Below are 12,319 nucleotides of genomic sequence, written 5' to 3'. Positions count from 1 at the left end.
CCATGCGCCTGCTGAAACTCGTTCCCGACAACACGAACCTGAAGTTCGTTTCGCTCCGCAAATGGGCGTTCGGGCTGACTTTGATCCTCTCGCTTCTCGCGGTCGGCCTTGTCGCATTCCGCGGCTTGAACATGGGCGTCGATTTCGTCGGCGGCGTGCTGATCGAACAGAACTTCGCGACGCCGCCCTCTATCGAAGCAGTCCGAACCGAGGTCGACCGGCTCGGCGTCGGCGAGGCCTCGATCCAGTCGTTCAGCGATCCCAGGACGCTGTCGATCCGACTGCCATTGCCGGAAAGCGGTGACGAAGGCGCAACCAACCGACTGGTGAAGAAGGTTTCGGACGACATCGTTGCGAAATTCCCAGGCTCGACGTTCTCGAAATACGACACCATCTCGGGGAAGGTCTCCGATGAACTGATCACCAAGGGCTTGCTCGCGGTCGGCCTTTCGATTCTGGGCATTGCGCTTTTCGCAGTGGTGCGGTTCGAATGGCAGTTCGGCGTCTCGACGATCGTTGCGATCGTCCACGATCTGTTGATGACGCTCGGCTTTTTTGCGTTGATGCGGGATTATTTCGAGGTCGACCTCAACATCGTCGCGGCGGTGCTGACGATCATCTCCTATTCGATCAACGACAAGATCGTGATCGACGACCGGATCCGCGAGAATATGCGCCGGTATCGGAAGATGGACATGCGCGAGATCATCGACCTGTCGGTCAACGAGACGCTGCCGCGTACGGTGATGACGTCGGTGACGATCCTGCTCGCGCTGGTCGCGATGCTGGTGCTCGGCGGGCATGTGCTACGCGGGTTCACCGCGGCGATGATCCTGGGTATCGTCGTGGGGACGTATTCGTCGATCTACGTGTCGTCGTCGCTGCTGATCACGCTGGGGCTGCGTGCCGATCCTGCACCGCGCAAAGGCGGCGTGCAGGACGGGGCCGAGCGGGTGGGCCCGAAGGTCGAACGTTAAGTGAGGATGGACCGCGAGAAGACCGATGGGCCGATAATCTCGGCGATCGGTCGGGCCGGGTTCAAGGTCGACGACGGTTATTATACCGCATTGTCGATCAGCCCCGAGCGCGCGGATGGCTGGGAGCCGCCCGCGTTCGAGACGCTGGGCGAGGCGGACGTCGCCGCACTGCTCGCGCTCGATCCGCCGCCCGAATTCCTGCTGCTCGGCACCGGCGCCGCGCTGCGCCAACCCCCGCTCGCGTTCAAGCGCGCGGTCGAGGCGCGCGGGTTCGGGATCGAGGCGATGGATAGTCGAGCCGCCGCTCGCGCATGGGCGGTCTTGCGCGGCGAAGGTCGCTGGATCGTCGCGGCGCTTTATCCGCTCGAGCGGTAACCAGACTGGGAAGCTGCCCCGCAGTGCGAGGTGCCACCCAAAGTGGTGAAGGATGTTACCGGCGACCCGCGACCAGCGCTGCGAGATGGTCATAGAGCGCAGCGGTGTTCGCCTCCCACGTAAACCGCGCGGCGGTGGCCCGCGTCGCGGCCTGAGTCGGTGGATCGGCCAGCAGCGCGACGATCGCCGCGGCAAAGGCCAATCCGTCGCGGATCGTGACGCGGCCGGCGTCGAGCGACGTCACCACGTCGCGCGCGCCGCCCGCGTCGGTGATGACGATCGGAGTCCCGCACGCGAGTGACTCGACCCAGGCATTGGCGAGACCTTCGGACCGCGACGCCAACGCGCCGACATCGGCGGTGGCGATCAGCCTTGGCAGGTCCGCGTGCGGGACCGCGCCGAGCAGGCGGACACGATCGCCTATCGCCAGCCGCGCGATCCGTGCCTCGAGCCTTGCCCGCTCGGGGCCCTCCCCCGCGACCAGCAGGGTCACGCCCGGAAGCGCTGCGACCGCGTCGATGACGATATCATGCGCTTTGCGTGGTATCAGGGCGCCGACCGAAACGACGAGCGGCCCCGTCACGCCGAGTGAAGCCTTTGCCGCGGCACGATCCACGGGTTGAAACCGCGCCTGATCAACACCCGTGTGGTGGATCCGGATGCGGTCGGCGGACAGCCCGAGCGCAACCATGTCGGCTTTCATAGCGCCGCTGACCGCGAGCAGCCCGGCCGCGTGACGACCTGCGGCTCGCACTTGCGCTGCTGTGGCGGGCACCGTGCCCCAATGATGGATATCGGCGCCGCGGGCCTTGATCGAGACAGGCACATCATAGCGTTTGCCGAGTGCGACCGCGGCAGGGCCGTCAGGAAAGAAGAACGAGGCATCGATCACGTCGAATGCGAACTCGTCGCGGATCGCGTCGAGGAGCGGGATCAGCGCGCGTTCGAGCTCGGCGGCATGGCGACGCCCCTGCAGGAACGGATGGACGGTGAAACGCGGGCGATGGACGTCGATGCCGTTCCAGCATTCACGCGTCGCGACAGAGGCGAGACCGGCATAGCGGCCCAGTTTCGCGAGCGGCGCGGGGGGAAGGCCGATCGGCGCCACCGCCTGGAGGACGACGTCGGGATGAGCCGCTAGGCCCGACGTCTGGCGCTCGACGAAGATGCCGAAATTGGGGCGGGTGGCATCGGGGAACAGCGTCGAAAGGGTCAGGATGCGAAGCATGTCGCCGTGGGTGTAGGGGCATGCTGGTTAATGCGGGGTGAGTGAGCCGTTGCGATCCCGGTCGAGACTCCCGCCGCAATTTCATCCTTCGAGCAGATTTTTTTGCACCGGCGGATTGTTGACTACGAAGGTGATTGGGCGGTGTTTGTTAGTGATGAAGCGCCGCCGCCTGCTTGAAATACCGCCCATCCGGCGTCGCCTTCGCCGGGGCGTAGCTGTGATTCGGGATAGCGGTCGTGTCAGCGACGCTTGCCCGGCTTCCAATGTTCCCCGCGACCGCAGAGCAGCGCACCCGCCTTCGCGGAGAAATCAAGATGACCGGTTTTTCCGGTCAGAGCCGCTTTGCCAACGGATACGCGAACAGCACGTCCGCATCCGCACTGGTGGAAACCGTCTCGCTTCCGGTCATCGTCGCGCATTCACCCGCCTTGAACGCGACGCCCGCGACGTGACCCGTGCCGGTGATCGGGATCACCCAACCGGTCGTGCCTTCGGGAAGATTGACGACGTGATCGCCGCCCTTCCAGCGTTCGAGCACGAACTTCGGCCCTTCGACCATGATCGTCCGGCCCGTCTCGACTTCGACCGGTGGCGCGACGGGGACGTAAGGCGTTGGATCGGCGACCTCGATGCCGTCCTTCAGATGCAGCTCGCGGTCGCTACCGTAATCGTACAGGCGGTAGGTCGTCTCCGAATTCTGCTGAACCTCGATCACGGTCAGCCCGCCGCCGATCGCGTGGATCGTGTCCGACGCGCAATACATGAAGTCGCCCGGCTGGACCGGCTTCCAGTCAAGCTTGCCCTCGATCGTACCGTCGATCGCCGAGGCGCGCAGCTCGTCCTTCGACATCGGCGCCTTCGTGCCGACCGCGATCGTCGATGTCGGCTCGGCCGCGAGGATCGTCCAGCACTCGTCCTTGCCGCGCGGCAGGCCGCGCGCCTGCGCCTGCTCGTCATTGGGGTGGACCTGCACCGACAGCTTCTCGCTGGTGAACAGATATTTGATCAGCAGGTCGGGCGTGGTGTTGCCGGGCTCCTGGAACCAGACCTCGCCGATCGGCGGCGAGCCCGCGGCGGGATCCTCGAAACCGGGCCAGAGCGTGTCGCGACCCCAGGGCTTTTCGACGCGGTGGGTGTGCAACAATGTGGCCGGCATGACATGATCCTCGATAGCAGTGGCGTGACGCCAACGCGCGACTATTGCCGTGCGATCCGGTTGGCGGGAAGGGGCAAGAGCGACCCGGCGAAAAGGATTGTTCGCGGCTATCCGCTTACGCTAAGGATCACGCCGATGCGTATCACCCAGTCTCGTGCCCTCGCGGTCACGCTCATCGCCGCGCTTGCGCTCCCCATAGCCGGTTGTGCGGGTGGCCGCGCCGCCAAGGGCGACCTCCCCTATGTCGCGCGCGACGTGGGCACGTTGTACTCGACCGCCAAGCAGCGGCTCGACCAGGCGCGCTACAAGGAGGCAGCCCAGCTGTTCGACGAGGTCGAGCGCCAGCATCCCTATTCGATCTGGGCGCGCCGCGCACAGATCATGTCGGCCTTCAGCTATTACCTCGCCAAGGATTACACCGCGTCGATCAGCTCGGCGCAGCGCTTCCTGGCGGTCCATCCAGGCAACCGCGATGCACCCTATGCCTATTACCTGATCGCGCTCGGCTATTACGAGCAGATCACCGACGTGACGCGCGACCAGAAGATCACGCGCCAGGCGCTCGATTCGCTCGGCGAGCTGATGCGGCGCTATCCGAACACACGCTACGCGTCGGATGCGCGGCTGAAGATCGATCTGGTCAACGACCATCTCGCAGGCAAGGAGATGGAGATCGGCCGCTTCTACGAGACGCGTGGCCAGTGGCTCGCGGCGAACGGCCGGTTCCGCACGGTGATCGACAAGTTCCAGCAGACCACGCACACGCCCGAGGCGCTGATGCGGCTGACGGAGACGTATCTGCAGCTCGGCGTGCCGATCGAGGCCGAAAAGGCCGCGGCGGTGCTCGGGCGCAATTATCCCGGCAGCGATTGGTACGACCATGCCTACACGCTGATGCAGGAGCATCCGGTCAAGCCGATTGCGCCGCTCGCACCGGGTGAAGCCGTCGTCCCGACGGGAACTGCGGGTACGCCGGGTACCGGCGTGCTGGAGCTTCCCAAGGCGAACGGGAACACCGGCGGAACCGGTGCGGGCAGCGTTTCGAGCCCTGCGCCGGTCGGCCCGGGCAGCGCGACGCGGACCGGCCCCGGCAACTGACGCCGGGTCGCGCATGAGAACATTAGGGGATCACCTTCGCGCGCAAATCGTCTAAGACGCGCGCGATGCTGACCGAACTCTCTATTCGCGACGTGGTGCTGATCGAGGCACTGGACCTGGGATTCGGCGAGGGGCTCGGCGTCCTCACCGGCGAGACCGGCGCGGGCAAGTCGATTTTGCTCGATGCGCTGGGGCTTGCGCTCGGTGGGCGCGGCGATAGCGGGCTGGTGCGGCATGGCGCCGCGCAGGCGGTCGTCACCGCAACGTTCGACGCCCCTGCCCCCGAATCGCCGCTCGCGCTGCTGTTCGACGAGAACGGGCTTGAGATTGAGCGCGGCGAGCCGCTGATCGTGCGACGGATCGTCAAGGCGGACGGCGGCAGTCGCGGGTTCGTCAACGATCAGCCCGCCTCGGCAGGGCTGCTGCGCGAGATGGCTCCGCATCTGGTCGAGATCCACGGTCAGCATGACGAGCGCGGGTTGCTCAATGCGCGCGGGCATCGCGCGTTGCTCGACATTTTCGGGCGGACCGAGCCGGGCGCTACGGGGAAGGCCTATGCGGGATTTCGTGCTGCCGAGGCTGAACTGGCGGCGGCGCGTGCGGATATCGAGACGGCGGCGCGCGATCGCGAATGGCTGGAGCATACCGTTGCCGAGCTGACCGCGCTTTCTCCCATGGCGGGCGAGGAAGAGACGCTAGCGGATACGCGGCGCTCGATGCAGCGCGCGGAGAAGATCGCCGACGATCTCGCCGCGATCGACGATTTTCTCGAGGGCAAGGACGGCGGGCTCGCGAAGCTGCGCCAGGCCGCGCGCGTGCTCGAGCGGATCGCGGAGGATCATGTCGCGCTGGGCGAGGCGCTCGCGGCGGTCGACCGCGCTGTGATCGAGGCGTCGGTGGCGGAGGAGCAGTTGCGCGATGCGCGCGCCGAGCTCGCTTATGATCCGCGCGCGCTGGAGGATGACGAGGCGCGGCTGTTCGAGCTGCGCGCGATGGCGCGCAAGCACCGCGTGCAGCCGGACGATTTGGCAGCGCTGGCGGACGAGATGCGCGCGCGGCTGGAACGGCTCGATGCGGGCGAAGGCGGGATTGCGGTGCTCGAGGCGCGCGTGGCGTCGACGCGCAAGGCGTATGATACGGCCGCGGATGCGCTGACGAAGCGGCGGCTGGCGGCGGCCAAGCGACTCGATGTCGCGGTAGCGGGCGAGCTGACGCCGCTGAAGCTGGATGCGGCGCGGTTCCAGACGGTGGTGGCGGCGCTGGGCGAAGAGGGCTGGTCTTCGGCGGGCAAGGACCGCGTCGAGTTCGAGATCTCGACCAATCCGGGCGCACCGTTCGCGGCGCTCACCAAGATCGCCTCGGGCGGCGAATTGTCGCGCTTCATCCTCGCGCTGAAGGTGGCGCTGGCGGAAGAGGGCGGCGCGTCGACGATGGTGTTCGACGAGATCGATCGCGGCGTCGGCGGCGCGGTGGCCAGCGCGATCGGCGAACGCCTCGCGCGGTTGGCGCAGAGTACGCAGCTGCTGGTGGTCACGCACAGCCCGCAGGTCGCGGCGCGCGGCGCGAAGCATCTGCTGATCGCCAAGAGCAACGACGGGACGGTCACGCGGACCGGCGTGCGTGCGCTGTCCGAGGACGAGCGGCGCGAGGAGATTGCGCGGATGCTGTCGGGCGCGATGATCACCGACGAGGCGCGCGCGCAGGCGGAGCGGTTGCTCGAGCGGGCCTGAGGGTTTGGTTGGGGGCTTGGCCTGATCGGCTGTGTTCACCCGAGCTCCCCGTCCTCCTGCCTTAGCGGGAGAGGAGTGGGGGCTCGCGGGCTCAGGGCTTCTCGTGCCGCGGGTGGCCGAGATGGACCTTGAGCACCGGCACGACGATGTAGTCGCCGCCGACCTTGCGCAGGCCGTGCAGCGCGCGGCTGCCGAAGCCGCCATCCTCGTGGATCGCTGCGTGAATTGGCGCCTGCTCGGCATGGATCATGTCGTCGAGCCCCGCCGCGCTGGCGTCCGAGCGGGGCCATAGAGTCTGCTGGACGCGGTCGTTGGCGGAGGAATCGTCGTTCCAGTCATAGCCGATCGCGGGAGCGGGTTTGGGCGAAACATGGGTTTGCTGCGCCGTGGCGGGCGTGGCGCAGAGCATGACCAACATTAAAGCTGTCGCCTTCATCGTGCCCTCCCTGCCCCCCCGGCGGAGGCCGGGGCCCAATTGGAAAACAGCAGTTGGTCAGCGCGGTACTGCGTTACAACGACCTTGCCAATTGGACCCCGGCCTTCGCCGGGGTGGTGGTTTATATTCCCGTCGCGCCGGTCTCAGTCGCGGAAACTCGGGTCGATCCGGTCGAGTTTGCGGAGCAGCGCCGGCCAGGCGAGGCCATCCGCCAGCATCCGCATGCCGGGACCGCTCGACTGGCCCTCGACCTTCTCCGCCACACCCTGGTTCGGGGTGTTGAGATTCTCGCGGCCGGCGCTCAGCATCAGCACCTGCGCCTCGCACGCGCGCTCGAGGAAATACATGCGCAGGAACGCCTGCGGGATCGATTCACCCACCGTCAGCGTGCCGTGGTTGCGCAGGATCATGCTGTGCTTGGTGCCGAGATCCTCGACCAGCCGCTCGCGCTCCTCGAGCTCGGTCGCGATGCCCTCGAAGTCGTGATACGCCACGTCGTGCCCGGCGATCAACGCGGTCTGCGTGTGCGGGAGCAGCCCCTCCGCCATCGCCGACACCGCCTGGCCGTGCGGCGTGTGCAGATGCAGCACCGCGACCGCATCGTCGCGCGCAGCGTGGATCGCGGAGTGGATCACGAAGCCCGCGCGGTTGACCGGCGCGGGCGTGTCCATGACCTTGTCGCCGTTGACGTCGATCTTGACGAGCGACGACGCGGTGATCTCCTCGAACATGTGCGTGTACGGGTTGATCAGGAAATGATGCTCGGGGCCGGGCACGCGCGCCGAGAGATGCGTGAAGATCAGGTCGTCCCAGCCATAATGCGCGACCAAACGGTATGCGGCGGCGAGATCGACTCGGAGCGCCCATTCCTCGGGCGACACCAGGTCGCGTACGGTCGGCTCGGTCCTGAGTGCGGTCGCCATCATCGATCTCCTGTTATTATGCCCCGGAAATAGCATGCCCCCCGGCGTGACAATGTCGCCGGATTGACAATCTCGTCGATCGGCCGACACGATGCGTCATGGCACCGATCGATACCGGGCTGCTCGAGGCCGATGCGTGGTTCGGCGCGGTGCCCGCCGCGCGGCGCGCGCTGTTGCTGGCGCAGGCGAGCATCCGGTCGGTCGCGGCGGGGACGCGGCTGTACGGCGTCGGCGATCCGCCCGACGGGCTGTGGGCGGTGCTCGACGGACAGGTCCGGCTGATCGGCTATCCCGCGGTCGGCGCCGAGTTGGTGGTGCTGATGATGGGGCCGGGAACGTGGTTCGGCGAGCTGTCGACGCTCGACGCGGGGCCCAGGCCGCATGATGCGATCGCGTTCGGTGCGGCGCGCGTGCTGCATATCGGGATCGAGGCGTTCCGGCGGCTGGCAGGCGCCACGCCCGAATTGTGGTGGGACATCGCGCTGCTGGCGTGCGCGCACCAGCGTGCGTCGCTGGCGTTCATGATGAACACGCTGGCGCAGCCGATCCCGGTGCGGCTCGCGCGGACGCTGGGGGGCTTGGTGCGCGCGGCGGGCGGGGACAGCGTCGCGCTTCGCCAGGAGGATATCGCCGCGATGATCGGGGTGTCGCGGCAGACGCTCAACAAGGCGCTGAAGGCGATGGAGCGCGAAGGGGTGATCGCGCTGGACTATGCGCGGATCCGGGTGGTGGATGCGGAGGGGTTGCGGCGGTTGGGTAAGGGGTGAGTTCGTTATGCCCCCCCCCGGCGAAGGCCGGGGCCCAATTGGGGGACGGTGATAACGATGCGCATCGCTCCGTTACTGCGACCTTTCCATTTGGGCCCCGGCCTTCGCCGGGGTGGAGTAAGGGGACGGGGCCGGCGTTACAGCACCCCGCTGCCGCCGGTCGCTGCGAACGCGCTGCCGCTGGTGAAGCTCGTGCCCGTCTCGGCCAGCGTCACGAACAGCGACGCGAGTTCGGCGGGCTGGCCCGCGCGGCCGAGCGGCGTGTCCTGCCCGAACTCGCCCATCTTGCCCGGGAGCTGACCGCCCGCCACCTGGAGCGGCGTCCAGACCGGACCCGGCGCGACCATGTTGACGCGGATCCCCTTCTTGCCGAGCTGTTTGGCGAGCCCCTTGGTGAAGATCAAAATCGCCCCCTTGGTGGTCGCGTAATCGAGCAGTTCCTCGCCCGGATCGACCGAATTGACCGATCCCGTGTTGATGATCGACGCGCCCGGCTTCATCAGCGGGATCGCCGCCTTGCACAGGTGGAACATCGCATAGACGTTGGTCTTCATCGTCCGGTCGAACTGCTCGAAGCTGATCTCGGCGATCGACGCCTTCGACTGCTGATAGGCGGCGTTGTTGACGAGGATGTCGAGCCCGCCGAGCTCGCGTGCGGCGCGCGCGATCAGGTCGGTGCAGAATTTCGCATCGGTCAGGTCGCCGGGGATCAGCACGACCTTGCGCCCCTCGGCGCGGAGCAGCTTGGCGACATCCTGCGCGTCGGGTTCCTCGGTCGGGTAGTAGTTAATCGCGACGTCGGCGCCTTCGCGCGCGAACGCTATGACCGCGGCCCGACCGATCCCCGAGTCGCCACCGGTGACCAGCGCCTTGCGGCCCGCGAGCCGTCCCGAGCCCCGATAGCTCGCCTCGCCGCAATCGGGGACAGGGCGCATGTCGCGCTGGAGTGCTGGCCATTTCTGGCGCTGTTCGGGAAAGGGCGTCGAGACGAAGCGCGTTTGCGGATCGGCGAGCGAAGCCTGGCCTTGCGCGAACGCCGGTGCGGCGGCGGCGGCGAGGCCGGTGACGGCGGCACCCTTGAAGAGGTCGCGACGATTGGTGTCGGTCATGATGGCGGATCCTGCGAAAAATTGTCTTGGGATGTCAGCGCGCAAGTCGCGCGAATGTTCACGCCATGTTGATCCAGGTCTTGTCGAAAGGTGGCGCCCTCCCCTAACCCGGCGCGATGCCTGACCTTCCCGCGACCGAGACCGAAGCCGCCACCGAACTGAAGGCGCTCGCCGCGCAGATCGCATATCACAACGCGCTCTATCACACCGACGACTCGCCCGAGATCAGCGATGCCGAGTATGATGCGCTGGTGCGGCGCAATGCGGCGATCGAGGCGGCGTTTCCGGCGTCGGTACGCGCCGATTCGCCGAGCCGGACGGTCGGCGCGGCGCCTGCCGGGCATCTGGCCAAGGTCGCGCACGCCAAGGCGATGATGAGCCTCGACAATGCGTTTGCGGACGAGGAGGTCGAGGAGTTCGTCGCGCGCGTGCGCCGGTTTCTGAAGCTGGCGGACGACGCGCCCGTGGCGCTGACCGCGGAGCCCAAGATCGACGGGCTGTCCTGCTCGCTGCGGTATGAAGAGGGGCGGCTGGTGCAGGCGCTCACCCGCGGCGACGGGCAGGTCGGCGAGGACGTGACCGCCAATGTCCGCACCATAAGCGACATTCCCCAGCAGCTGGCCGGCGCGGCCCCTGCGGTCTTCGAGGTTCGCGGCGAGGTGTATATGGCGAAGGACGACTTCGCCGCGCTCAATGCGCGCCTGCTCGCCGAGGCCGAGGAGACCGGCAAGGACGCGCGGCAGTTCGCCAATCCGCGGAACGCCGCCGCCGGATCGCTGCGCCAGAAGGATGCGAGCGTGACCGCGAGCCGGACGCTCCGGTTCCTCGCGCATGGCTGGGGCGAGGCGAGCGTCGTGCCGGGCGAGACGCAGGCCGAGGTGGTCGACACGCTGCGCGGCTGGGGCTTTCCGATCGCCGAAGGGTTCGCGCGGGTCGAGGGGACGGCCGCGGCGCTTGCCGTCTATCGCGCGATCGAAGCCGAGCGCGCCGACCTGCCGTTCGATATCGACGGCGTGGTCTACAAGGTCGACCGGCTCGACTGGCAGGCGCGGCTGGGTCAGGTCGCCAAGGCACCGCGCTGGGCGATCGCGCACAAGTTTCCCGCCGAGCGCGCGCAGACATTGCTCGAGCGGATCGACATCCAGGTCGGGCGAACGGGCGCGATGACCCCGGTCGCGCGGCTGTCGCCCGTCACCGTCGGCGGCGTCGTGGTGACCAACGCGACGCTGCACAATGCCGACGAGATCGAGCGACTCGGCGTGCGGCCTGGCGACCGCGTGCTGGTGCAGCGCGCCGGCGACGTGATCCCGCAGATCGTCGAGAATCTGACGCCCGACGCGGAGCGCGACGCGTATGTCTTCCCGCATAGCTGCCCCGAATGCGGGTCCGCCGCCGAGCGCGAGGAGGGCGAGGTCGTCTATCGCTGCACCGGCGGGCTGATCTGCCCGGCGCAGCGCGTCGAGCGGCTGATCCATTTCGCGTCGCGCCATGCGTTCGACATTGGCGGGCTCGGCCAGACGCTGATCGAGGCGTTCTTCCGCGACGGGCTGATCGAATCGCCTGCCGATATCTTCCGGCTTACCGAAGAGCAGCTCGCCGCGCGCAAGAAGGACGGGCGGGTCTGGGCGGCGAAGGTGATCGCGGCGATCGAAACCAAGCGGACGATCCCGCTCGACCGGTTCCTGTTTTCGCTCGGCATCCGCCACGTCGGCGAGATCACCGCGCGCGACCTTGCGCGCCGCTATGTGTCCGCAAAGGCGCTCGGCAGCGTGCTGAGGCACGCGGTCTTCCTGCGTTCGCAGATCGAACCGGTCATCGGCGAACCCGAGCGGAAATTCGTGCTCCGCCGCGACAAGCTGTTGGTCGGCGCGATCGAGACCGCGGGGATCGGCCCCGAGGTGGCGAGTGCGCTCGTCGGCTTCTGCGCCGAGCCGCATAACCGCCGCGTCGTATTCGACCTGTTGCGCGAGGTGAAGCCCGCCGACGTGATCCACGAGACGCGCGAATCGCCGGTGACCGGGCAGATCCTCGTCTTCACCGGCAGCCTCGAGACGCTGAGCCGCGACGAGGCCAAGGCACAGGCCGAGGCACTCGGCGCGCGCGTGGCAGCGTCCGTATCGAGCAAGACCGGACTCGTGATCGCCGGGCCGGGCGCGGGGTCGAAACTGAAGAAAGCCACCGATCTCGGCATCCGCGTCATCACCGAGGCCGAGTGGGCGGAGATCGTCGCCGCCGCGGACTGACGCCGGCCGCACGCCTCGTCGCAAGGTTGGTTCCCGGATCGACGAGATCGGTCGAATTGCGTTGCTATTTTGCAACGCAACACCGCCGAGTGCGTCTGTGACAATTCGCTACTCGCCAATGTCACATATCCGAAATATTCAAAGTGCAGGGCCGGATTAACACGACATGAAGTCGCGAAATCCAGAGCAAAGCGCTCAAAAGGGGTAATTACTGATGCGGAACAACCTTTTCCTGGGTGTGGCAGTGGTCGCGCTCGTCGCGCCGATGGCCGCGTCG

Annotated in this window: 11 protein-coding genes; 6 read left to right on the top strand and 5 right to left on the bottom strand. The window is 67.3% G+C overall.

Annotation, left to right across the window (positions count from 1 at the left end):
- Nucleotides 1–2 precede the first annotated feature (2 nt).
- Nucleotides 3–977 (top strand): protein translocase subunit SecF, encoded by a 975-nt coding sequence (gene secF / locus ASE88_RS09930; protein ID WP_055873785.1) that lies wholly within the window; start codon nucleotides 3–5, stop codon nucleotides 975–977.
- Nucleotides 978–1,352: an Mth938-like domain-containing protein gene (locus tag ASE88_RS09925; protein WP_056477848.1), complete on the top strand. Its 375-nt coding sequence runs from the start codon at nucleotides 978–980 to the stop codon at nucleotides 1,350–1,352.
- A 55-nt stretch (nucleotides 1,353–1,407) separates the two neighbouring features.
- On the opposite strand, the gene ASE88_RS09920 is transcribed toward ASE88_RS09925, so the two are convergent.
- Nucleotides 1,408–2,580, bottom strand: a complete 1,173-nt coding sequence (locus tag ASE88_RS09920) for a glycosyltransferase (RefSeq protein WP_056477846.1) — start codon at nucleotides 2,578–2,580, stop codon at nucleotides 1,408–1,410.
- A gap of 331 nt (nucleotides 2,581–2,911) precedes the next feature.
- A complete protein-coding gene (locus tag ASE88_RS09915) occupies nucleotides 2,912–3,736 on the bottom strand; it encodes a class I mannose-6-phosphate isomerase (protein WP_056477843.1) in 825 nt (274 codons plus the stop codon).
- 135 nt (nucleotides 3,737–3,871) lie between these two features.
- Here ASE88_RS09915 and ASE88_RS09910 point away from each other — a divergent pair, with 135 nt between their 5' ends.
- Nucleotides 3,872–4,834 carry an outer membrane protein assembly factor BamD gene (locus tag ASE88_RS09910; RefSeq protein WP_082463228.1) on the top strand — a complete coding sequence of 321 codons (963 nt, stop codon included), beginning with the start codon at nucleotides 3,872–3,874 and terminating at the stop codon, nucleotides 4,832–4,834.
- A 65-nt stretch (nucleotides 4,835–4,899) separates the two neighbouring features.
- Nucleotides 4,900–6,564, top strand: coding sequence for a DNA repair protein RecN (gene recN, locus ASE88_RS09905; protein ID WP_056477841.1), 1,665 nt, complete (start codon nucleotides 4,900–4,902; stop codon nucleotides 6,562–6,564).
- 91 nt (nucleotides 6,565–6,655) lie between these two features.
- Here recN and ASE88_RS09900 read toward each other — a convergent pair whose 3' ends face one another.
- Both ASE88_RS09900 and ASE88_RS09895 read right to left on the bottom strand, forming a co-directional pair.
- Nucleotides 6,656–7,000: a hypothetical protein gene (locus tag ASE88_RS09900; RefSeq protein WP_162233414.1), complete on the bottom strand. Its 345-nt coding sequence runs from the start codon at nucleotides 6,998–7,000 to the stop codon at nucleotides 6,656–6,658.
- A gap of 143 nt (nucleotides 7,001–7,143) precedes the next feature.
- On the bottom strand, nucleotides 7,144–7,923 hold the full coding sequence (locus ASE88_RS09895; protein WP_056479345.1) for a class II aldolase/adducin family protein: 780 nt from the start codon (nucleotides 7,921–7,923) through the stop codon (nucleotides 7,144–7,146).
- A 98-nt stretch (nucleotides 7,924–8,021) separates the two neighbouring features.
- Between ASE88_RS09895 and ASE88_RS09890 the strand changes: the two genes are divergently transcribed.
- Nucleotides 8,022–8,690 carry a Crp/Fnr family transcriptional regulator gene (locus tag ASE88_RS09890; protein WP_055873803.1) on the top strand — a complete coding sequence of 223 codons (669 nt, stop codon included), beginning with the start codon at nucleotides 8,022–8,024 and terminating at the stop codon, nucleotides 8,688–8,690.
- Between the two features lie 137 nt (nucleotides 8,691–8,827).
- Here the strand turns inward: ASE88_RS09890 and ASE88_RS09885 are convergent, their stop codons facing one another.
- Nucleotides 8,828–9,799: an SDR family oxidoreductase gene (locus tag ASE88_RS09885; RefSeq protein WP_056477837.1), complete on the bottom strand. Its 972-nt coding sequence runs from the start codon at nucleotides 9,797–9,799 to the stop codon at nucleotides 8,828–8,830.
- Between the two features lie 116 nt (nucleotides 9,800–9,915).
- Here ASE88_RS09885 and ligA point away from each other — a divergent pair, with 116 nt between their 5' ends.
- Nucleotides 9,916–12,042, top strand: coding sequence for an NAD-dependent DNA ligase LigA (gene ligA / locus ASE88_RS09880; protein ID WP_056477835.1), 2,127 nt, complete (start codon nucleotides 9,916–9,918; stop codon nucleotides 12,040–12,042).
- The last annotated feature ends 277 nt before the right edge of the window (nucleotides 12,043–12,319 follow it).

This window comes from Sphingomonas sp. Leaf38, from assembly GCF_001421825.1.
In the GTDB taxonomy this organism is placed as follows: Bacteria; Pseudomonadota; Alphaproteobacteria; order Sphingomonadales; family Sphingomonadaceae; genus Sphingomonas.
The sequence above is the reverse complement of the archived record's forward strand: the minus strand, read 5'-3'. Positions and strand labels throughout refer to the sequence as shown.